At 70.3% G+C, this 21,246-nt stretch carries 23 protein-coding genes; 15 read left to right on the forward strand and 8 right to left on the reverse strand.

Translation table 11 applies throughout. The annotated features are described in order from the left end of the window. Nucleotides 1-132 precede the first annotated feature (132 nt). On the reverse strand, nt 133-1,149 hold the full coding sequence (locus tag KNO15_RS04820; protein ID WP_241702291.1) for a LacI family DNA-binding transcriptional regulator: 1,017 nt from the start codon (nt 1,147-1,149) through the stop codon (nt 133-135). A gap of 115 nt (nt 1,150-1,264) precedes the next feature. On the opposite strand from KNO15_RS04820, the gene KNO15_RS04825 reads away from it, so the two are divergent. Genes KNO15_RS04825 through KNO15_RS04850 form a run of 6 tightly spaced genes read left to right on the forward strand, consistent with a single transcriptional unit; the run spans nt 1,265 to nt 7,327 of the window. Further along, nucleotides 1,265-2,725, forward strand: a complete 1,461-nt coding sequence (locus tag KNO15_RS04825) for an NAD(P)/FAD-dependent oxidoreductase (protein WP_374113151.1) — start codon at nt 1,265-1,267, stop codon at nt 2,723-2,725. 54 nt (nt 2,726-2,779) lie between these two features. Further along, nucleotides 2,780-3,922, forward strand: coding sequence for an ABC transporter ATP-binding protein (locus tag KNO15_RS04830; RefSeq protein ID WP_241702293.1), 1,143 nt, complete (start codon nt 2,780-2,782; stop codon nt 3,920-3,922). Beyond that, nucleotides 3,923-5,101, forward strand: a complete 1,179-nt coding sequence (locus KNO15_RS04835) for a polyamine ABC transporter substrate-binding protein (protein ID WP_241702294.1) — start codon at nt 3,923-3,925, stop codon at nt 5,099-5,101. Next, nucleotides 5,098-6,054 carry an ABC transporter permease gene (locus KNO15_RS04840; RefSeq protein ID WP_241702295.1) on the forward strand — a complete coding sequence of 319 codons (957 nt, stop codon included), beginning with the start codon at nt 5,098-5,100 and terminating at the stop codon, nt 6,052-6,054. Before KNO15_RS04835 ends, KNO15_RS04840 begins: the two co-directional genes overlap by 4 nt. Further along, nucleotides 6,051-6,932, forward strand: coding sequence for an ABC transporter permease (locus KNO15_RS04845; protein WP_241702296.1), 882 nt, complete (start codon nt 6,051-6,053; stop codon nt 6,930-6,932). The genes KNO15_RS04840 and KNO15_RS04845 overlap by 4 nt, the downstream gene beginning before the upstream one ends. A 47-nt stretch (nt 6,933-6,979) precedes the next feature. Continuing rightward, nucleotides 6,980-7,327, forward strand: a complete 348-nt coding sequence (locus tag KNO15_RS04850; RefSeq protein ID WP_241702297.1) for a cupin domain-containing protein — start codon at nt 6,980-6,982, stop codon at nt 7,325-7,327. A gap of 90 nt (nt 7,328-7,417) precedes the next feature. On the opposite strand, the gene KNO15_RS04855 is transcribed toward KNO15_RS04850, so the two are convergent. Further along, nucleotides 7,418-8,968: a PucR family transcriptional regulator gene (locus KNO15_RS04855; protein ID WP_241702298.1), complete on the reverse strand. Its 1,551-nt coding sequence runs from the start codon at nt 8,966-8,968 to the stop codon at nt 7,418-7,420. 149 nt (nt 8,969-9,117) lie between these two features. Here KNO15_RS04855 and KNO15_RS04860 point away from each other — a divergent pair, with 149 nt between their 5' ends. The 5 genes from KNO15_RS04860 to KNO15_RS04880 all read left to right on the forward strand — a co-directional run bounded on the left by KNO15_RS04860 (nt 9,118) and on the right by KNO15_RS04880 (nt 14,691). After that, a complete protein-coding gene (locus KNO15_RS04860) occupies nt 9,118-10,602 on the forward strand; it encodes a CoA-acylating methylmalonate-semialdehyde dehydrogenase (protein WP_241702299.1) in 1,485 nt (494 codons plus the stop codon). A gap of 31 nt (nt 10,603-10,633) precedes the next feature. Next, nucleotides 10,634-12,058 (forward strand): aspartate aminotransferase family protein, encoded by a 1,425-nt coding sequence (locus tag KNO15_RS04865; protein ID WP_241702300.1) that lies wholly within the window; start codon nt 10,634-10,636, stop codon nt 12,056-12,058. A gap of 105 nt (nt 12,059-12,163) precedes the next feature. Further along, entirely contained in the window at nt 12,164-13,285 is a 1,122-nt protein-coding gene (locus tag KNO15_RS04870) for an NYN domain-containing protein (protein ID WP_241702301.1), read from the forward strand. Beyond that, complete coding sequence (locus KNO15_RS04875) at nt 13,282-13,713, forward strand: hypothetical protein (RefSeq protein ID WP_241702302.1); 432 nt, start codon at nt 13,282-13,284, stop codon at nt 13,711-13,713. Before KNO15_RS04870 ends, KNO15_RS04875 begins: the two co-directional genes overlap by 4 nt. Before the next feature lie 42 nt (nt 13,714-13,755). Next, the gene (locus tag KNO15_RS04880) at nt 13,756-14,691 is read left to right on the forward strand and encodes a quinone oxidoreductase family protein (protein WP_241702303.1); all 936 of its coding nucleotides are present in this window, start codon (nt 13,756-13,758) and stop codon (nt 14,689-14,691) included. A 115-nt stretch (nt 14,692-14,806) separates the two neighbouring features. Here the strand turns inward: KNO15_RS04880 and KNO15_RS04885 are convergent, their stop codons facing one another. Both KNO15_RS04885 and KNO15_RS04890 read right to left on the reverse strand, forming a co-directional pair. Further along, nucleotides 14,807-16,192, reverse strand: a complete 1,386-nt coding sequence (locus tag KNO15_RS04885) for a glutamate decarboxylase (RefSeq protein WP_241702304.1) — start codon at nt 16,190-16,192, stop codon at nt 14,807-14,809. Between the two features lie 120 nt (nt 16,193-16,312). Continuing rightward, the gene (locus tag KNO15_RS04890) at nt 16,313-16,558 is read right to left on the reverse strand and encodes a hypothetical protein (RefSeq protein WP_241702305.1); all 246 of its coding nucleotides are present in this window, start codon (nt 16,556-16,558) and stop codon (nt 16,313-16,315) included. An 87-nt stretch (nt 16,559-16,645) separates the two neighbouring features. Here KNO15_RS04890 and KNO15_RS04895 point away from each other — a divergent pair, with 87 nt between their 5' ends. Further along, a complete protein-coding gene (locus KNO15_RS04895) occupies nt 16,646-17,449 on the forward strand; it encodes a nucleotidyltransferase domain-containing protein (protein ID WP_241702306.1) in 804 nt (267 codons plus the stop codon). On the opposite strand, the gene KNO15_RS04900 is transcribed toward KNO15_RS04895, so the two are convergent. Together KNO15_RS04900 and KNO15_RS04905 are read right to left on the reverse strand one after the other, a co-directional pair. Then, the gene (locus tag KNO15_RS04900) at nt 17,436-17,756 is read right to left on the reverse strand and encodes a DUF7882 family protein (protein ID WP_241702307.1); all 321 of its coding nucleotides are present in this window, start codon (nt 17,754-17,756) and stop codon (nt 17,436-17,438) included. The two genes, KNO15_RS04895 and KNO15_RS04900, sit on opposite strands and share 14 nt — an antisense overlap. A 1-nt stretch (nt 17,757) precedes the next feature. Beyond that, a complete protein-coding gene (locus KNO15_RS04905; protein WP_241702308.1) occupies nt 17,758-18,123 on the reverse strand; it encodes a DUF7882 family protein in 366 nt (121 codons plus the stop codon). A gap of 80 nt (nt 18,124-18,203) precedes the next feature. Between KNO15_RS04905 and KNO15_RS04910 the strand changes: the two genes are divergently transcribed. Together KNO15_RS04910 and KNO15_RS04915 are read left to right on the forward strand one after the other, a co-directional pair. Then, nucleotides 18,204-18,449: a hypothetical protein gene (locus KNO15_RS04910; RefSeq protein ID WP_241702309.1), complete on the forward strand. Its 246-nt coding sequence runs from the start codon at nt 18,204-18,206 to the stop codon at nt 18,447-18,449. Nucleotides 18,450-18,502: 53 nt separating this feature from the next. Then, on the forward strand, nt 18,503-18,694 hold the full coding sequence (locus tag KNO15_RS04915) for a hypothetical protein (protein WP_241702310.1): 192 nt from the start codon (nt 18,503-18,505) through the stop codon (nt 18,692-18,694). Here the strand turns inward: KNO15_RS04915 and KNO15_RS04920 are convergent. Continuing rightward, nucleotides 18,691-19,005 (reverse strand): hypothetical protein, encoded by a 315-nt coding sequence (locus tag KNO15_RS04920; RefSeq protein ID WP_241702311.1) that lies wholly within the window; start codon nt 19,003-19,005, stop codon nt 18,691-18,693. The genes KNO15_RS04915 and KNO15_RS04920 overlap by 4 nt on opposite strands. A gap of 148 nt (nt 19,006-19,153) precedes the next feature. Here KNO15_RS04920 and KNO15_RS04925 point away from each other — a divergent pair, with 148 nt between their 5' ends. Beyond that, the gene (locus KNO15_RS04925; RefSeq protein ID WP_241702312.1) at nt 19,154-19,645 is read left to right on the forward strand and encodes a MarR family transcriptional regulator; all 492 of its coding nucleotides are present in this window, start codon (nt 19,154-19,156) and stop codon (nt 19,643-19,645) included. Nucleotides 19,646-19,807: 162 nt separating this feature from the next. Here KNO15_RS04925 and KNO15_RS04930 read toward each other — a convergent pair whose 3' ends face one another. After that, complete coding sequence (locus KNO15_RS04930) at nt 19,808-21,175, reverse strand: hypothetical protein (RefSeq protein ID WP_241702313.1); 1,368 nt, start codon at nt 21,173-21,175, stop codon at nt 19,808-19,810. Nucleotides 21,176-21,246 lie beyond the last annotated feature (71 nt).

Genomic DNA, 21,246 nt, shown 5'->3' on the forward strand with positions numbered 1-21,246 from the left:
GCACGTGACACCACCGCGACTATAACTGAACCGGTTCAGTGATTCCAAGAGTTGACGTCGTGAGAATCCGGTGTATATCGGATACGTTTCCTCAGGGCCCCTGCTCGGTCGCAGGCTCCCTGCGCGCCGCCCTCAGCTCTGCCGCGCGCGCACGCTCGTCGACCGCACGATCAGCTCGGAGGCCCGCGCCGCGTGCGTCGGCGTCGCGACGCCGGCGAGCTCGTCGAGCAGCATCCGGGTGGCGCGCCTGCCCTGCTCCTCGGGGAAACGGGCCAGCGCCGTGAGCGGGCGTGAGCCCAACCGGCAGATCAGCGAGTCGTCCCAGCTGACGAGGGCGACGTCATCCCTGCCCCGCCGCGACAGCGCAGCCTGGGCGCCGAGTGCGAGCAGGTCGTTGGAGGTCACGATGGCGGTCAGCCCGAGGTCGTCGGCATGAGCGCCCGCGATGCGCTCACCGGCATCCATCGAGTAGTCCGAGGGCTCCGACGCGGCCTGCATACCGTGCTCGCGCGCGAAGCGGGCGATCGCGGCAGCGCGCTCCTGCTCGTGCTCGAACTCCTGCGGCCCCTGGATGTGCAGGACCCGGCGATGGCCCAGCGCGTGCAGGTGATCGACGAGCATCCCCGCGTCGCCGGACGCGTCGTAGAGCAGCACACGGCCCGGCGCGACCTCCTCGTCGTTGCCGTGCAGCACGAACGCCAGCCCGAGCTCGTCGAGCAGCGCGGGCCGCGGGTCGCCGACCACGATGTCGAACAGCATGACGCCGTCGACGCGCCGTTCGGCGCTCCAGCGCCGGTAGGCGGCGAGATCCTGTCCGTTCGAGGTGCCGACCATCCGCAGCAGCAGCGATTGGCCGCTCTCGGCGAGCTCGGCCTCCACCCCGGCCAGGAGGCTCATGTAGTAAGGCTCCGTGCCGAGCAGGCCGGGATCGCGGCGCAGCACGATCCCGATCGCATCGGACCGGGCACGGGAGAGCGCACGGGCGCTCGAACTGGGGTGCCAGCCGAGCTCCTCCGCGAGGTCGAGCACGCGTCGGCGGGTGTCGTCGCTCACTCCGGGCTGGCCGTTGAGCGCGTACGACACCGACGCCTTGGACAACCCGAGCCGGTCGGCGAGGCCGCCGATCGTCACCCGCGTCGCTGACACCATCGACCGCTCCCTTCGCACGCCGGACGGGCCAAGAGTACATCGAGCTGAAGCGGTTCAGTGCACACCTCGGCGTCGGACGCTTTGCATGGAGTCCTCCCGGATTCCCGACGATCGGATGGGCTGCGACCGGCAAGAATGGCCGGAACCCATCTCAGAGAGGTCTCCTGTGGCCAGCACCACCGTGTTCGAACGTCAGCGTCCCGACGCGTCCGTCGTCGCCCACGCGCTCGCTCCCGCTCGGCAGGAGGTGTTCTGGCTCGAAGACGCGCCAGGCGATGCCCACCCGCGGTTGAGCGGCGACCTGAGCTGCGACCTCGCCGTGGTGGGCGGGGGCTATTCCGGCGTGTGGACCGCTCTGCTGGCCAAGCGCGAGAACCCGGACGCACGGGTCGTCCTCCTCGAGGGCCGGCGGATCGGCTGGGCCGCCTCCGGGCGCAACGGAGGCTTCTGCGAGGCCAGCCTCACGCACGGCGACGAGAACGGGCGCAGCCGGTTCGCGGAGGAGTTCGACCTCCTCCAGCGGCTCGGGATGCAGAACCTCGACGAGATCGAGGCCACCGTCGCCGAGCTCGGTCTCGATGCGGAGTTCGAGCGCAACGGCGCGATCGACCTGGCGACCGAGCCGCACCAGGTGGAGTGGCTGCGCGAAGCGGCGGACGAGCCGGACGCGCGCTTCCTCGACGCTGCGGCCGTGCAGGCCGAAGTGCACTCGCCGACCTATCTCGGCGGTCTCCTCCGCACCAGGGACTCGGCGCTGGTCCACCCGGCCAAACTCGCGAGAGCCCTTGCCAGGGCGTGCCAGGCGGCCGGCGTGGAGATCTTCGAGCACTCCCCCGTCGAGGGCATCGGCGACGGCACCACGCTCTACACGCCGGCAGGCGTCGTCCGTTCGAAGCGCACGGCGCTGGCGACCAACGTGTTCCCCAGCCTGCTCAAGCGCAACCGCCTGGCCACGGTCCCCGTCTACGACTACGTGCTGATGACCGAACCGCTCTCCACGGAACAGCTGGCATCGATCGGCTGGTCGGGGCGACAGGGACTCGGCGACTCGGCGAACCAGTTCCACTACTACCGGCTGACCCGCGACAACCGCATCCTCTTCGGCGGCTACGACGCGATCTACCACTTCGGCGGGCGGGTCCGCGAGCGCTACGAAGACCGCCCTGAGACGTTCCGGAAGCTGGCGAGCCACTTCTTCACGACCTTCCCGCAGCTCGAAGGACTCACCTTCACCCACCGCTGGGCCGGCGCGATCGACACCTGCAGCCGGTTCTGCGCGTTCTTCGGCACCGCACGCGACGGCAAGGTCGCCTACGCGACCGGCTACACCGGGTTGGGCGTCGCCGCGACCCACTTCGGCGCGCAGGTGATGCTCGATCTGCTCGCCGGGCGGTCGACCGAGCGCACCGAGCTGGCCATGGTCCGCAGCCGGCCGCTGCCGTTCCCGCCCGAGCCCGCCGCCGCCATCGGCATCAACCTGACCCGGTGGTCGCTGAACCGTGCCGACCACCGCGAGGGCGAGCGCAACCTCTTCCTCCGGACCCTGGACGCCGTGGGACTCGGCTTCGACTCCTGAGCACCCGGTACCGGCGCCGGGCTGCCCTCCTCCCCCGCTAGAAAGGACGATGCTGTGACAACAGCCACCTCCTCCCCGTCATCGACGGCCTCGCCGCCCGACCAGGACGGCTCGGTACGCCTGCAGGGCGTGACGAAGCGGTTCGGCGATGCCACGGCCGTCGACCGCATCGACCTGGACGTGCACAGCGGCGAGTTCCTCTCGCTCCTCGGCCCGTCGGGCTGCGGCAAGACGACGCTGCTGCGCATGATCGCGGGCTTCGAGCAGCCGGACGCCGGCGACATCCTGGTCGGGGGCACCAGCGTCCTGCGCACCCCGCCGCACAAGCGGCCCGTGAACACCGTGTTCCAGTCCTATGCGCTGTTCCCGCACATGACCGTGGCGGAGAACGTGGCCTACGGCCTCCGCCAGAAGCGTGTGCCCCGGGCCGAGATCGCCCAGCGGGTGCGGGACGCGCTGGAGCTCTCGCGCATGGGCTCGTTCGCCGACCGCAGCCCGCAGAAGCTGTCGGGCGGCCAGCAGCAGCGCGTCGCCCTCGCGCGAGCCCTGGTCAACCGGCCGCGCGTCCTCCTCCTCGACGAGCCGATGTCGGCGCTCGACCGCAAACTGCGCGAAGAGATGCAGATCGAGCTGAAGCTGCTGCAGCGACAGCTGGGGATCACGTTCGTGTTCGTGACGCACGACCAGCAGGAGGCCCTGTCGATGAGCGACAGGATCGTCGTGATGCAGGGCGGCAGGATCGAGCAGCTCGGCGGCACCGAGGAGATCTACGCGAACCCGGCGACGGCGTTCGTGGCGGGCTTCATCGGCAAGCAGAACTTCATCGACGCGGTCGCACAGCCCGACGGTGCCCTGCTGGCGGCAGACGGCGTCGTGAGCGCCGCTCAGGCCGACGCTCTCGTGCGGCACAGTGCCCGGCCCGGCGAGCGTGTGCGCGCCGCCGTCCGCGCCGAGGCGATCGCGGTCACGGCATCGCAGCCGACCGGGTCCGCCGTGGCGGGCACGCTCGCGGGCATCTCGTTCCTCGGCGACGCGATCCAGTACGTCGTCGTGACCGATTCGGGACTCGAGCTGATCTCCCGGGTCGCGCCGTCGCGTGCCGAGCAGCTGACCACCGGCGCTCGAGTCTGGTGCGGCTGGAGCGACGACGCCCTGCACGTCTTCGCCGCCCCCGAGCCCGACGAGGAGGCCGCGTAGATGGCGGGAACAGCCGCGCGCGCCGATGTCGTCGCGCTCATCCCCCGCGCGTCCTCCGCGCGGATCAGCCGGCGGGCGCTGCTCAGCGGGTTCGCGCTCGGCGCGGCCGGCCTGGCGCTGAGCGCCTGCAGCCGGCAGACCGCCTTCGGCGCCTCCGCACGGCCGGACGGTGTGATCGAGGGCCAGCTGAACGTCTACAGCTGGGGCGACTACGACGACCCCGGCAACATCAGCGCGTTCCAGAAGGCCTCGGGGGTGACCGTGCAGCTCGACTCGTACGGCTCCAACGAGGAGATGATCGCCAAGCTCGGCGCCACGCGCGGCACGAGCGGCTACGACATCGTCGTCCCCACCGGCAACTACGTGCCCATGATGGTCGCCAACGGCCTGCTGCAGAAGCTCGACCACTCGCGGCTGAAGAACCTGGGCAACCTGGAGGCCGCATACACGAACCAGTCGTGGGACCGCGGCAACGTGTACACCGTCTGCAAAGACTGGGGCACGACCGGTTTCGCGTACGACACGAACGTGATCACCCGCCCGATGACCTCCTGGGCCGACTTCCTCGATGCCGCCCAGAAGGAGGCCAGCCGAAACGTCGCCGTGCTGGAGGACCCGTGGGAGGTCACCAGCATGTACTTCGCGGCCAACGGCATCGACCCGAACACCACCGAGAAAGCGCACCTCGACGCCGCCGAGAAGTACCTCGTCGGCACCCTCGCCCCACACCTCAAGGCGTTCAACTCCACGGCGGTCACCTCCGGCATCCCCGAGGGCACCTTCGCCCTCATCCAGGCGTTCAACGGCGACGCCCGGCAAGGGATGCTGGCGAGCGGGAAGATCCCGAAGAACTGGAAGTTCGTCTACCCGACGCCGACCGCGAACCTCTGGATGGACACCTGGGCCATCGCGACCGGCGCCCAGCACCCGGACGCCGCCTACGCGTTCATCGACGCGATCCTCGAGCCCGACGCCGCCTACAGGGAGGTCGACTACATCGGCTACTCGACGGGCGTGAAGGGCCTCCGGCAGCGCGCGGAGAAAGAGAAGTTCGACCTGCCCGAGCTGGTGTTCCCGTCCGACGAGGTGATCGCACGGCTGACGCCGGCCGAGCTCAACGACGCGGCGGAGCGGCTCGTCCAGATCGTCAACCGGATGATGGCGAAGGCGGGATCATGACGGCGACAGCACAGACCACGGCCCTCGACGCCTCCCGGCGCCGCACGCAGCCTCCGGGCGCCCGCAGGCGGGTCTCCGGCACGACGGTCGCCGGCTTCCCGACCTGGGCGTTCGTGCTGTTCTTCTTCGTCGTGCCGCTCGCCCTCGTGCTCTGGTACAGCTTCGGCTACAAGCCCGACCTCTTCTCGGCGCACGCCAATGACCGGCTCTCATTCGACCGGTACGCGGAGGCGCTCGACGCGACGTTCCTCGGCACCTTCCTGAACACGCTGCGCATCGGGCTGGTCGGCACCGCGATCTGCCTGGTCATCGCGGTGCCGTTCGCGTACTGGCTCGCCGTCAAGCTCAAACCGCAGTACCGGGCGCTGGCCCTCGCGCTGGTGCTCGTGCCCTTCTGGACGAACTTCCTCGTGCGCACGCTCGGCTGGCAGATCGTGCTCTCCCCCCAGGGGTTCCTCTCGCAGTTCCTGCAGAGCACCGGGCTCCTGCACGGCAAGCTCGACATCCTCTACACGCAGGCGGCGGTGCAGCTCGGAGTGGTCTACAACTACCTTCCGCTGATGATCCTGCCGCTCTACGTGGCGATGGACCGAGCCGGACGGCCGCTGCGGGAGGCCAGTGCCGACCTCGGCGCGAACCGGGTCCGCACGTTCCTGCAGGTGACCCTGCCGCTCGCCGCGCCCGGAATCGCCTCCGGCTGCCTACTGGTGTTCATCCCGCTGATGGGCGACTATGTCACCGCCTCCGTGCTCGGCGGCGCGCAGGGCAACATGGTCGGTCAGTTGGTCGCGAGCCAGTTCAACACCGCGCAGAACTGGGCGCTCGGCTCGGCGATGGCCGTGCTGCTGATGCTGTTCATCGCCGCCGCGGTCGTCATCGTCGGCGGGTCGGCCCTGCTGATCCGCCTCGTGGTGCGCCGATCGCGCCGCGTCGAGCTGGGAGGTTTCGCATGACCGGGACGACGATGGAGCGTCCGGCCCTGCGGCGGCGCCGTGACGGCGTCGCGATCGGGCTGACCGTCTGGGGCGTGCTGGTCTTCGCGTTCCTGTTCCTGCCGATCCTCGTGATGCTGGTCTACTCGTTCAACACCGGACGGTTGCTCGCCACCTGGCAGGGCTTCGGGTTCGACGCCTACGCGAACGCCTGGGCGAACCCGGTGATTCGCGCCTCGGTGGTCACCTCGCTGGAGGCAGCGGTCGGCGCGGCCGTCGTCTCGACGCTGCTCGGCACGCTGGGCGGCCTCGCCCTCGCCCGCGCGGCCCGGCGGGCGCCGTGGGTGCTCTGGGCCACCCTGCTGCTGACGATCACGCTGTTCACGCCGGAGATCGTCGATGCGATCTCGATGCTCCCCTGGTTCGTCAGCCTGGGCACCGACCTCGGTATCGGCGTGTTCAGCAACGGCATGGTGCGCCTGGTCGTGTCGCACGCCGTGCTCTCGGTGGCCGTCGTCACCTTCATCGTGCGCGCCAGGATGCAGGGCATGGACGAGTCGCTGGAGGAGGCCGCCGCCGATTTGTACGCTCCCCCGCTCAAACGCTTCTGGCAGATCACCCTCCCGGTGGCGAGCCCCGCGATCTGGGCAGGTGCCCTGATGTCGTTCACGCTGAGCCTCGACAACACGATCGTGTCGAGCTTCGTTCAGGTGCCCGGCGCTACGCCGTGGCCGGTGTACATCTTCAGCGCGCTGCGCGTCGGACTCCGACCGGAGATCGCCGCGGTCTCTGCGGTGATGTTCGTGCTCACCCTGGTGGCGCTCGCGGTCGTCGCCCTGGTGCTGCGCAAGAGCGGAGCCTCCACGGAGGACATGGCGAAGACGCTGGCGAGCGCGTGAGCGCGTGAGCGCATGACCGCGCCGCGGCGAGAGACGAGATGAGGACCATGGACATCCTGAACGAGACCACGAGCGTGCCGGCGCTGGGCCTTCCCCTCCACGCCGTCCCCGGAGACGAGCTGACCGCCCTGGCCGAGCTCGGGCGCTTCGGCGGCCCGGACGGCAGAGCGCTGGAGGTCGGGATCTGGGAGATGGCGCCCGGCACGGCCACCGATGTGGAGGCGGACGAGCTCTTCGTGGTGATCGCCGGCCGCGCGGTCGTGGACTTCCCCGACACGGGGCGGCGGCTCGACCTGGCGCCCGGCGACGTGGTGCGGCTGTCGGCCGGCGACCGGACCGTCTGGACGGTGTCGGAGACCTTGCGGAAGGTCTACCTGACGGCCGCCGGCGACTGACCGGCCGCGCCTGTCGCCCGAACGGCGCTCAGGCCCTGCTCAGCCCCGCACCCGTCTCAGCCCCGCACCCGTCTCAGCCCCGCACCCGTCTCAGCCCCTCACTCGTCTGGCCAGCACCGCCGCGTGCAGCGCACCGACGGTCTCGCCGTCGTCCAGGTCGAGGCTCAGCAGGTCTTCGATCAGCGCGATCCGCTGGTAGAAGACCGAGCGCGAGAGGTGACTCGCCGCCGCCGCACGGGTGCGGTTGCCGGGGTGGCTCAGGTACGCCCGCAGCACCTCGACGAGGTCGCCGTCGTTGGCGAGGTCGTACTCGATCAGCGGGCGCAGCATCCGTTCGGAGTACTCCTGCAGTCGCGGGTCATCGCCGAAAGCCGTGACCAGACGCAGGAGGGGCCGGCTCTCGGCCCGCTGCACGACGGCGTGCCGGCCGCGCCCTCCCGCGCCGCGGCCGCTGAGCTCCACGGCCTCCTCGACCGACGCGAGCAGTCCGGGGATGCCGTGCGCGTCCGATCCGACGCCGACGACGGCGGCGTCCCCGCTGGCGAGCGCCTCGGCGACGGCGTCCGCGGCGGGGCGGCCGGCGCGCGCCGACACCACCAGCACCAGCAGTCCGGGCGACGACGGATGTGCGGCGGCGATCGCCTGGGCGCCGGCCGCCGTCGCGGCCTCCACCGCCCGGGCTGCGCCGCCGGGCTCCACACGACCGGTGCGGCTGCGCACGGCGACGCCCGCGAGTACGCGACCGGCGACCGGGAACCCTGCGGCCTCGAACCGTGCGGCCATCCCGCCGTCACGCGAGAACCGGCGCCCCAGCAAGGCGGCGAGGAGTGCGTCGTGGCTGCGCCGGATCCACTCGTCGTCGTCGCGGTCCGCGAGGCGGCTGAGCGCGAGCGCCACGGCGGCCTGTTCGAGCACGCTGGACCGGCCGGCGGGGTGCGGCTCGCCGGGTAGCGCGACCAGGTGCCCCCAGCGCATCCCGCGCGCCTCCACCGGCGTCATCGTCCAACCCGGTTCGCCGGCACCGCGGTGGGCGGCCCGCGACCGCTGCTCCCAGCGGTCCAGCTCGGCCTCGCCCTCCCCGACGTTCTCGGCCACGAGCACCTGGTGGCCGGTGTCCTCCAGCACGACAGGGCAGCCGAGGGCGCGCGCGGCTTGCGCCACGATGAAGTCGGCCGGGCTGCCGCGCAGGCTGAGGCCGGTGAAGAGCTCGCGGATCTCGTCGCGTGCCCGCAGGGCCACCGTCTGATCGTCGATGATGCGCGCGTGCACCGCTTCGGTGATGGCGACGAACCGCGCCTCGCGGTGGAGCACGATGAACGGGAGGCCGGCGTCCCGGAACTCGTCGACGAGCGGGCGCGGGGCGACCGGCGTGCGATCGCCGAGCTCGAGCACGAGGCCGGCGATCTCCGCCTCGGCGAGCTCGCGCCCCAGGCTGCGCAGGCCGCGCGCGTCGCGCGGCCAGGCGAGACCGGTGGCGAGCAGCAGCTCTCCGCCGGAGACCAGCCGCGCGACGTCGGCGGTCTCGGCCACGTGCACCCAGCGCACGAGCACGTCGAGACCGCCCTCGCCGGCGAGGACCTCGGGCAGGGCGTCCGCCATCGGGTCCATCCGGAGGATCTCCCGAACCGTCGGCAGGAGCATCCGCTCGCCTCCCGGACGATGTGTACTGTCTTGCCCGAACGCCCGACGATCTGGCATCACCGATCGCTCCTCCGCTCTGTGATCATGGGGATTGCAAGCCTACTTCCCCGCCGGGCATTCCGTCCGGCGCAGCACTCCAGGAGGACTCCGTGGCCCTGATCCGCCACTTCGTGAACGGCGAGGAGACCGGCGAGCCGGCACGCCTCGGACCGGTCTTCGATCCCGCGACCGGCATCCGCCAGCACGACGTCGCGCTCGCCAGCGCCGCCGAGACCGAGGCCGCGATCGCCGCGGCCAAGGCCGCGCTTCCCGGCTGGCGCGCCACGAGCCTCACCAAACGCGCCGACGTGCTCTTCCGTCTCCGTCACCTCCTCACCGAGCGTCGCGCCGAGCTGGCCGCCATCGTGACGAGCGAGCACGGCAAGGTCCTCTCCGACGCAGCGGGCGAGATCGGCCGTGGGCTCGAGAACGTCGAGTTCGCTTCGGGTCTGATCGACAAGCTCAAGGGCGAGTACAGCGAGCAGGTCTCCACCGGCATCGACGTGCACAGCGTCAAGCAGCCGGTCGGCGTCGTCGCGTGCATCACGCCCTTCAACTTCCCGGTGATGGTCCCGCTGTGGATGGTCGCCAGCGCGATCGCCTGCGGCAACACCGTCGTCCTCAAGCCCAGCGAGAAGGACCCGTCGGCCTCCGTCTTCCTCGCCAAGCTGTTCGCCGAAGCCGGGCTGCCCGCCGGCGTGCTCAACGTCGTGCACGGCGACAAGGAGGCCGTGGACACCCTCCTCGACTCCCCCGACGTGTCGGCCGTCTCGTTCGTCGGGTCGACCCCGATCGCCCGGTCGATCTACCAGCGCGCCAGCGCGAACGGCAAGCGGGTGCAGGCCCTGGGCGGCGCCAAGAACCACATGGTGGTGCTCGAAGACGCCGATATCGAGGCAGCGGCCGACGCCGCCGTCTCCGCAGCCTACGGTTCGGCCGGCGAGCGCTGCATGGCCGTCAGCGTGCTGGTCGCGGTCGGCGAGGCCGGCGACAAGCTCGTCCCGGCCATCCAGCGACGCCTCGGTGCGCTCGCGATCGGCCCGGGCACCGACCCGGCCAGCGAGATGGGCCCGCTCATCACGCGCGAGCACCGCGACAAGGTCGCCTCCTACGTCGCGAAGGCCGCGGCGGAGGGCGCAACGGTCGTCGTCGACGGCACCGCCCAGCAGTTCGACGGCGACGGTTTCTTCGTCGGCGTCAGCCTGGTCGACGACGTCGCGCCCGGCATGGCCGTCTACGACGACGAGATCTTCGGCCCTGTGCTCTCGGTCGTGCGCGTCGACACCTTCGACGAGGCGGTCGCCCTGATCAACGCGAACCCGTACGGCAACGGCGTCGCGCTGTTCACGCGCGACGGCGGAGCCGCCCGACAGTTCGAGTTCGAGATCGAGGTGGGCATGGTCGGCATCAATGTGCCGATCCCCGTCCCGGTGGGCGCCTACTCGTTCGGCGGGTGGAAGAACTCGCTGTTCGGCGACTCGCACATCTACGGCCCGGAGTCGTTCCACTTCTACACGCGCAGCAAGGTCGTGACCACGCGCTGGCCCGACCCCGTGCACTCGAAGATCGAGCTCGCCTTCCCCGGCAACTCCTGATCCGCCGACAGCTCCGGAAGGGACCATCCGCATGACCGACACCATCTCCACCGCCACCGGCGCCGCGGCTCGCACGGGGTTCACCGACCGCCGCGGCATCGAGCACGCCTTCGGCGACTCCGACGCCGAGACGCAGGTGCGCAGCGACGACCGCAGCCACGTCTTCCACTCGTGGAGCGCGCAGGCGCAGATCGACCCGCTGCCGATCGCCGCGGGCGAGGGCTCGACGTTCTGGGATTACCAGGGCAACGCGTACCTCGACTTCAGCTCGCAGCTCGTCAACCTCAACCTGGGTCACCAGCACCCCGACCTGGTCGCCGCCATCCAGCAGCAGGCGGGTCGACTCGCCACCATCCAGCCCTCGATGGCGAACGACGTCCGTGGCGAGCTCGCCCGCCGCATCGCCCGGGTCGCCCCCGGCACCCTGAACAGGGTGTTCTTCACGAACGGCGGCGCCGACGCGAACGAGTACGCCGTACGGATGGCGCGGCGGGTCACCGGGCGCCGCAAGGTGCTCTCGATGTATCGCTCCTATCACGGCGGCACGGCGACGGCGATCTCGCTCACGGGCGACCCGCGGCGCTGGGCCAACGAGCCGAGCGACCCGTCGGTGGCGCACTTCTTCGGGCCGTACCTCTACCGCTCGGCGTTCCACGCGACGACTCCGGAGGAGGAGACGCAGCGTGCGCTCGAGCACCTCGAGAACGTCATCGTTCTGGAGGGCGCCGCCACCGTCGCCGCGATCATCATCGAGACGATCGTCGGGACCAACGGCGTCCTGGTGCCGCCGCCGGGCTACCTCGCGGGCGTCCGCGCACTCTGCGACAAGTACGGCATCGTCTACATAGCCGACGAGGTCATGGTCGGTTTCGGCCGGGTCGGCGAGTGGTTCGCCGTCGACGCGTTCGATGTGGTCCCCGACCTCATCACGTTCGCGAAGGGGGTCAACTCCGGATACGTCCCTCTCGGCGGCGTGGTCATCTCCGACGCGATCGCCTCGTTCTTCGACGACGTGTCCTTCCAGGGCGGCCTCACCTACTCGGGGCACCCGCTGGCGTGCGCGGCGGGCGTCGCGACGTTCGACGTGTTCGAGCGCGACGACATCCTCGGGCGGGTCCGCGATCTCGGCGAGCGCGTCGTCGAGCCAGAGATCACGGCCTGGCTTGACCGGCACCCCTCGCTGGGCGAGGTGCGCGGACGCGGACTGTTCTGGGCGCTCGAGCTGGTGCGCGACCGCGAGACGCGGGAACCGCTGGTCCCCTTCAACGCGGCAGGCGCCGATGCAGCACCGATGGGAAAGGTCGCTGCCGCGTGCAAGGCGGCGGGCGTCTGGCCCTTCACGCACTTCAACCGCATCCACATCGCGCCGCCGCTCGTCATCGACGAGAACGAGCTGCGCCGCGGCCTCGCCGCGATCGACGCGGCGCTCACCGTCGCCGACGGCTACGCGAGCTGACCCACCACGATCGCTTCCTCACTTTCTTCCGCAACACGCCGTGTGGAGCCGGGAGAAAGTGAGGAAGCGACGGCGGCGAGAGGGAGCCCGGGATATCGTGACTGCATGAGCGAACCCGGGGACGGCCGTGTCGCGGTCTACATAGACTTCGACAACATCATCATCTCGCGCTACGACCAGGTGCACGGCCGAGGTCAGTTCATGCGCGACCGGCAGAAGTCGGGTACCCAGCCGAAGCCCGCCTTCGTGGCGAAGCTGGCCGAGGCGCGTGTCGACCTCGGCGCCGTCATCGACTTCGCGTCGTCGTTCGGCACGCTCGTGCTCACCCGGGCGTACGCGGACTGGTCCGCCGCCGTCAACGCCGAGTACCGCGGGCAGCTCGTCGGCCGCGCCGTGGACCTGGTGCAGCTGTTCCCCGCGGCGGCCTACGCCAAGAACGGCGCCGACATCCGCCTCGCGGTCGATGCGGTGGAGGATCTCTTCCGGCTCCCGGAGCTCACGCACGTCGTGATCGTCGCGGGCGACTCGGACTACGTGCCGCTGGCCCAGCGCATCAAGCGCCTCGGGCGGTACGTCATCGGCATCGGCGTCGCCGGCTCGACGGCCCGTTCGCTCGCGGCCGCCTGCGACGAGTTCGTGAGCTACGACGACCTCCCCGGCATCGCCCGCGACGAGGCGGCGACGGACGCCGCCGGGACGGTCGGCCCCGCCGAGGAGTCCGAGGCCGACGTCGAAACAGATACCGAACCGGCCGAGGCCGACACCGACGCCGCGGCACAGGTTGCCGCGAGCGCAACCACGTCGACGCGTCGCAGCCGCAGCGCCGCGCCGGAGCCGAACGAGAGCGCGCCGGAGGCCGAACAGCCGAAGCGCCCCGCCCGCAAGCGCAAGGCGGCCGCACCGGACGAGGAGCCGGAGGACGAGCCGGCCGAAGACCCGCAGATCGTCGCCACCCGGCTGCTCGCGCGTGCCATGCAGCTCGGCCATGAGAAGGACGACGCGGAGTGGCTGCACAGCTCGTCGGTGAAAGGCCAGATGAAGCGGATGGACCCGTCGTTCAGCGAGAAGGCGCTCGGGTTCCGCTCGTTCAGCGACTTCATCAAGTCCCGGAGCTCGCTCGTCGAGCTCGACGACAGCTCGACCGCGCAGATGCTCCGGCTGGCGCCGACTCGCACGCGGCGCGTCCGGCACAGCGGCAAGGCCTCCGACAGGGTGTCCCCCTCATGACCGCGGAGCCCGGCGCGCGGCCTGCTGCCGGGCCGCGCCCGGGAGTCGTGACGGCCGTCGCCGTGCTCTGCTGGGTCGTCGGCACGCTGGAGCTCGTGCTCAGCATCCTGGTGCTGGTGTTGTCGGCGGTCCCCGAAGCACTGCCCTCGACGCTGGCCGGGAGCCTGTTCCCATCGTCGATCGGCTACCTGGTCGTCGCGCTCGCCTACCTCGCGGTCGGTTTCGGGGTCTTCCGCGGGGTCGACGTCGCGCGCGTCATCGTGCTGCTCGCGAGCCTGATCCACCTGGCCGTCGGGCTCTACACCGCGCTCACCAGCGAGCCGATCGCCGGGATCCTTTCGATGGGCCTCGCGGTCGCGATCGTCCTTCCGCTCTGGGTCGGTCGGGGCGCCGCCTGGTTCGACGCCCGGCGCACTCCACGACCCTGAGATCCTGAGGCGGCGCACAGGATCCACGCGTTGACTGTCGCCATGGCACACGTGTGGTTGGCAGAGCAGTGGGGATCGCCCGACACCTGGACGTTCGTCGAGCGGGAGGTTCCGAGCCCGGGCCGCGGAGAGGTCACGATCCGGGTGCACGCGGCCGGGGTCAACCCGGCCGACTACAAGCACGTCGCCAACCCGCGCCCGGGTCTCGAACTGCCCGTACCGATCGGCTACGAGGTCGCCGGCGAGCTCGTGGAGCTCGGACCGGACACCGAGATCGCCTCGGGCGGCGGTACCCCGGGCGACGCCGTGGTCGCGTTCCGGATCCGGGGCGGCTACGCCACCGAGCTCACCGTCCCGGCCGCCGACGTGTTCGCCAAGCCCGCGCGCCTGGCGGACGAGGAGGCCGCCAATCTCCTGCTCGCCGGCTCGACCGCCGCGCAGATGCTGGACGTCACGCGCGTCGCCGCCGGAGACACCATCCTGGTGCACGGCGCCTCCGGAGCGGTCGGCGTCAGCATCCTGCAGCAGGCCGCCGAACTGGACGCCCGGGTCATCGGCACCGCGAGCGAGAGCAGCTTCGCGCGGGTCCGCCGCTTCGGCGGCCACCCGGTCGCCTACGGCCCCGGGCTCGCCGACCGGGTACGCGCGGAGGCGAACGGACCGATCGCCGCAGCCCTCGACACCGTCGGCACGGAGGAGGCGGTGGAGGTTTCGCTCGCTCTCGTCGCCGACCGCGACCGCATCGTCACGATCGTCGCTTCGGAGCGTGCGAAGACGGAGGGGTTCCACGCCGTCGCCGGCGCGCAGCCCGAGAGCGCCGCCTTCCGTGACGCGGTGCGTCCACGCCTCCTGCAGCTCGCGGCGGAGGGCCGCCTGCAGGTGCCGATCGCCCGCACCTACCCGCTGGCCGAGGCGCCGGAGGCTCTCCGCTTCCTGGCCGAAGGACACCCCGGCGGCAAGCTCGCGCTGCTCCCATGACCGACCGTCCCTGACCTCTGCACCCCGACTTCCGCACGCCGACTTCTGCACGCCGACTTCTGCACGCCGAGACCGGCGCGTCGCGCAGGGCTCCGGACACGCGCGTCGCGCCGGGTTAGTGGTGGAAGGGCACCCTCGTGGGGCCCGGCATCGGGGCCTGCAATTCGTCGAGTTCGTGAACGGCGGTGGTGATCGCATCCACGAGCCCGCCGGCGAGATCGCGGCTGAGGCCGTTGCGGATCACCGCGCGTTGCACCGTCACCTCGGTCAGAGCTTCGGGCATCGGGTAGGCCGGCACGAGCCAGCCGCGGGCGCGCAGCCGCGCCGACAGGTCGTACAGCGTCCAGAGCGACTCGTGGCCGTCTTTCAGCTGCCAGGCGGTGACCGGGATGTCGGAGCCGTCCGTCCAGATGTCGAAGTGCGGGAGGGCGGCGACCTGGTCCGCCAGGTAGCGGGCGACGTCGCGGGAGGCCGCCTGGACGCGGCGATAGCCGTCGAACCCGAGCCGGAGGAACTGGTAGTACTGCAACAGCACCTGCGCTCCCGGGCGTGAGAAGTTGAGCGCGAACGTCGGCATCTCGCCCCCGAGGTAGCTGACGCGGAAGACGAGGTCGTCGGGCAGCAGGTCCGCCTCCCGCCAGACCACCCAGCCGATGCCCGGGTAGACGAGCCCGTACTTGTGGCCGGACGTGTTGATGGAGGCCACCCGCTCGAGGCGGAAATCCCACTCGAGCTCGGGCTGGAGGAACGGCGCGACCATCGCCCCCGAGGCCCCGTCGACGTGGATGGGCACGTCGACGCCCGTGCGTCGCTGAAGGTCGTCGAGGGCGTCGCTGATCGCTTTGACCGGCTCATACCGCCCGGTGTAGGTCACGCCCATGATGGCGACGACGCCGATCGTGTTCTCGTCGACGTACCGGTCGAGCTCGGCGCCGTCGAGGGTCGGGTGCTCCAGCGAGATCGGCACGAACCGCGGCTCGACCTCGAAGTAGTTGCAGAACTTCTCCCAGCACACCTGCACAGCGGCGCTCATCACCAGGTTGGGCTTGTCCGTCGTGAGCCCGGCCGCGCGCCGGCGGTGCTGCCAGCGGCGCTTGAGCGCGAGACCGCCGAGCATGCAGGCCTCCGACGAGCCGATCGTGGAGGTGCCGATCGAGCGGTCCGGGTGCGGGGCGTTCCACAGCCCGGCGAGCATCCGCCAGCACCGGGTCTCGATCGCCGCGGTCTGCGGATACTCGTCTTTGTCGACGATGTTCTTGTCAACGGCCTCGGCGTAGAGCCGCCCCGCCTGGTCCTCCATCCACGTGCCGACGAAGGTGGCCAGATTCAGGCGAGCATTGCCGTCGAGCATCGCCTCGTCGTGCACGACCTGGAACGCCGTGTCGGGAAGCGACTCACCCTCCGGAAGCTCGAACCGCGGGAACTCGGTCGCCTCCCCGGGCCGCGAGAACAGCGGATTGAGGCCGACCGCCTCGTCGGGAGACTCATAGCCCTGTCGCATGAGGCGAGCTAATCATGGACGACCGCAGAATACGAGCCTCGTCTGAGAACCCTCAGCCACCCCCGACGCACAGCTCCCCCAGCGCTCACGGCCGCGCCGCGAGTGCTCCTCGCCGGTCGCTCATTCGACCTGCAACTGCGTCCGCGCGGGTGCCGGGCAGACGAGGAAGGCATGACCGTGGTCGCGCTCCATCGTGTGCTCGTCGATCCGACGGGTGCAGAGCGGGCACGTCGCCGCATCCGTCCTCGGTGGCTCCTGGCCGTACGGGCCGAGCGGAGGCGGGCCGAGGACGGGGAGCAGCTTGGCGTCCAGCCATTCGGCCGCACGCTCGGCGCGATTGCCGAGCCGGCTCTCCACCTTGTCCATGCTTCGATGGTAGGCCGGTCTCCGTCGTCCGTGGCTGCCTCGCAGTGGGCGTTCAGGCCGCTCGAAGGGTGCCGATAGCATCGGGTGATGCGCGCCGTTCCCGACACCCTCGATCCCGAGATCGTCGCGGCGATCGACCGTCGGCTCGCCCCGGTGTGCGAGGAGCACGGGGTCACGATTCCGCTGGCCGTGGAGAGCGGGAGCCGCGCTTGGGGATTCCCTTCTCCGGATAGCGACTACGACGCCCGCTTCCTCTTCCTTCGGCCGGTCGACGACTACCTGCGGCTGACCCCGTTGCGCGATGTCGTGGAGACTCCGCTCGACGCTGTCTTCGACGTCAACGGCTGGGACGTGCGCAAGGCGCTCGGCCTCCTGGTGCGTGGGAACGCCACCGTGACCGAATGGTTGCGCTCCCCGATCGTCTATGGAGGCGATGCGGCGTTCGCCGACGGAGCGCTGGAGCTCGCCGAGCGCGTCCTGGACCGGGAGCGTGTGATCGACCACTACCTGCACGTCGGTCGACGGCACGCCGCTCACCCCGGTGGCAAGCTCAAGCGGTTCTTCTACGCCCTGCGACCCGCCGCGACACTGCGGTGGCTCCGCGTTCACCCCGGTCTGGCCGTCGCTCCCATGGACTTGCCGACCCTGATGGCGGAGAACGGTTCACCGGTGGACGTCAGGGAGGCGGTCGCGGAACTCATCGCTCTGAAAGCGGCGACCCGCGAGCTGGGCGCCGGGGAGCCACCCCCGCTGCTGCGGACCTTCATCGAGGACGAGTTCAACGCCGCGGCGCACCGACAGGCCGGACCCCGGTCGGATCTCGCCGCCGGTGCTCGGCTGGCCGACGAGTTCTTCCGCGAACTCGTCCTCCCCCGAATCAGCGGTCGCTGAACTCGTCGCTCTCCGCCGCGTCCTCCGGCATGATGACCATGCCGCCGGTGCGCTGGCTGGTGTGCAGCAGGGCCTCCATCCAGCGTTCGTTGAGCACGGGAGGCCGGCTGCCGAACACGAACGCCAGTGGGATCTCGCGGCTGATCCAGATGCTCATGCGGCCTCCGCCCTGCTCGACCGGGATCTCCCAGTTGAGCAGGAAGCTCTCGTGGCGGCGGAGTTTCGTCACCAGGGCGATCTTGACGTGCGAGAGCGTGCGGTCGTCGAACTCGAACTCCCGGCCGCTTCCGTAGATCAGAGTGCCCACCTCAGTCGACCTGACGCTTGGGGCGGGACTCCCGATAGGTCCCTTCCGGAACCTCCTCGCGGATCTCGGCGCGCAGTTCGTCCTCGAGCATCAGGCCGCCGTTGCCGTTCGCCTTCTCGGTCAGGATCGTCAGCCACTCCCGGTTGAGCTCGGGGAGCACCGGGTGCGCGAACACGAACTGCACGCTGATCGACGGGTCGAGCCAGATCGACCGCAGCGTCGGCTCCGCTGCCGTCGTGCGGTCCGTCCAGAGAAGCAGGAACCCTTCGCGTCGGCGCAGCTTCGTGGCGATCACCGCCTGCAGATGTGCCAGCACCCGGTCGTCGAACGTGAAGCCATCGGCTCCGTCGTAGATCAGCGTTCCCATCGCGTCCTCTCCAGCTCACACTTTCGCCGTCCTTCCGCGCGCCGTCAAGTGATCGCCGCGGGCCGGCGTAAAGTCCGGCCATGGACGCTCTCACGCGAACCATCAAAGCGGCACTTCTGTACGAGGACGGCCGCACCCTGGACAGCGTCGTGGTCGTGCCGCTGATCGGAGGCTGCCCACCGGGCGAGATCCGGGTCGCCACCACGTTCGCCGGCGCTCTCGCCTACGACGTGTACGAGCTGGACGACGACGAGGAGTTCTCGTCAATGCCGGCGTACCCGTACCGGTCGACGATCCCGCTCACGACCGACGATCTCGACGACTGACCTGCGGTCGGACCGCCCGGCGGGGGTCTCGACGCGCGCTGAGCGCGGTTCGGGTGACCGACGAACGCGCCCGTGCCGGCCGGGCGCTGGTCGTCGGCGTCGCCGCCGGCATCTTCCAGACCTCAGGCAGCTGGCTCGCCGTCGTCTCGGTGGCCGGCGGCCTCGCCGTCGTGCACCTGTGCCTGCTGGTGTTCGCACGGCCGCGCGGCCGAACCGGGGGTGCCACCGAGGCTGCACCCTCCTAGGCGCCGGCATCCTTCTCGGTGCCGGCCCGCTCCTCGGTGCCGCTCTCCTTCTCGGTGTCAGCCTCCTTCCGACCGCGGTGACCGTCGTGATCCGCCTTCTGGTAGTTCCCGATGCGCTGATGGGTGCTCCGCACGATCGGAGGCCTCCCTTCGCGTTGCGAGCCCACGTACGCTCCCGCGATCTCGGTGTCGGGCCCAGCATGGCCCTCACCCTCGGTGTACTGACCGTGGACGGTGCGACCTTCCGCCGTCTCCGGCTCGGCCTGGGTGTACCGGCCCTCGACCGCGTCGCGTTCCTGCGCTTCGACCATGTCGATCGCCTCCTTAGTTGCGACATCGCAATTATCCTCCGATCCCGAGCCGTGCGGAAGGGTGCGGACGGCACTCGGCGGGTGCGCGCACCTCCGCCTCGCTCTCGGTTCGGTGCGCGGGAGCGGCGAAGCACGGTAGAACTGGAGGGTGAGCGACGACGACCAGCACGCGAGAGACGTCGATGCCGCCCTCCAGGCGGCCGACGTGATGATGCGCGTGGCGGCGAGGTCGGTCTCCGAGGTCGAGGACATCGTCACGTCGCCGCAACTGCGCGTCCTGGTCCTGATCGCGACGCACGGACCGCAGACCCTCGGCAACGTCGCAACGGAACTGGGAGTCCACGCCTCCAATGCCACCCGCACGTGCGAGAAGCTGGTGCGCGCCGGTCTGATCCACCGCACTGAGGATCCCACCGACCGTCGCTTCGTCCGCGTCGCGCTGACCTCCACGGGCGCACAGTTGGTCGAGCGCGTCATCGGACACCGCCGCTCCGCCCTGGCGGAGGTGCTGGCCGAGATGGACCCGGACGAACGGAGCGTCGCCGTCGCATCCTTCCGTGCGTTCGCCCGCGCGGCGGGAGACCTCCCCGACGCCGACGGGCGGTTCACGCTGATCCTGCCGGGAACGGCGGGTGTGTGACCGCACCCGAGCGTGACCACCGCACGGTGGCATAACTGATTCCTCGACAGAGACGGGCTCAACGGCACCGCCGCCGACCATCGACCACCGATACGTGCACCACGCCCACCAACGATCGCGCCCCCTCCGGATCGGAGGGGGCGCGGCACAGACGACGGACGATCAGAGGACGAACAAGCGTCCGGCCGAGATCATGGTCCCGATCGTCGGCCCTTGCACGGAGAGCGGTCCAGCGGTGATGTACTCCGGAGCCTTCACACCGCGAATGGTGTAAGCGCCGCTCGCGTTAACAGCGACTGTCGCCGGGCCGGTGAACCCCGCAGGATACGTTATGGCGCGCGTGACGGAACTGCTATTGGCGTTTCCACTGATGTCCTTGATCTCACCCGGCTTGAAGGCGATCGCGGCAGGCACGGTCGATTCCTTGAGGCTGACGAGGTCTTGGGGCCGGTTCACCAAGGCGATAGTCATCGCCTGGTAGCCGGTCGAACGTATTTCGACCGTGCTGAGCGTCACGATACCGTCTATGCCGCGGCCCGTGTCGATGGGGGTCAGCGTGGGCAGGGTGAACGCGCCGGTGCTCGGGTCCACGTTCACGGTTTGGCCATCGACCAAACCGGTCACATTCGCGTAATTGTCTCCTGACGTGGTATTCCAAGCCAGGGTGACCGTGGCCGGGAGGGCCACACCGGGAGTGACGCGGTTCACCTTGCCCGTGATGACGTACGTGCCGTATGGGGCCGGGAAGCCCTTGCCCGCCCGGTAGTACGCCTGTTCTGTCTCGATGTATCCGAGAACCAGCGTGATCGCGACCGTCGCGGTCCCGTAGCCGGGAGCGCTGGCGGTGATCGAGCCATCGACCGAGCCCGCGGTGATACCGGGGACGACGAACTCGCCGGTCGCCTGATCGACCTGCGCAGTCTCGGGGCCGGAGAACCCCGCCGGATACACCAGAGCCACCTCGGCCGGATACACCCTGCCCGCGGTCCGAGTCAGCGCGCCGGCCAACGCGAAAGTGGACGCCGCAGCCGCGTTGACCGAGGACTGCTTGAAGGCGATCGTGCCGGTCGAAACCGGTTCCGTCACCGTGATCAGCGCGGTCTCACCGCGATCATCCACCGTCGCAGTCACCGCCACATCGCCCACCTCTTTCAGCACCATCGACGGCGGATAGGCGATACCGGACTCATCCGTGATGACCGTCACCATCTGCGAACCATCCCCACCGAAACCACCCAGAGCCACATCCACGACCATGAACGTCACCGACTTGCCCACCGCAGGAACACCACCCACCAGCACCGTCGCATACACGGCCTCCTGCGCCAGCGTCCCGACCTCTGCGGTGTCGGGCACGACCAGCTTCAGCGTGAGCCCTTGCATGGACGCCGCAGCCGACGGCGACGCGACCGACGCCACGATCACCGGAGCAGCCCACGCAGCGGCACCGACGACCGTGCGCCGCCGCAGCGACGTGTCCTGTGGTGCCGCATCGCCGGCATTCGATTCGGACGGAGTGAATTCGTTCATAGCATCCTCATTGGTTGTTTGGGTGGAAGCAGCGGGCGCTGCCGAAGGCAGGGAGGGGCGACAGCGACTCG

Source organism: Leifsonia shinshuensis (assembly GCF_022606355.1).
GTDB lineage: Bacteria > Actinomycetota > Actinomycetes > Actinomycetales > Microbacteriaceae > Leifsonia > Leifsonia shinshuensis_B.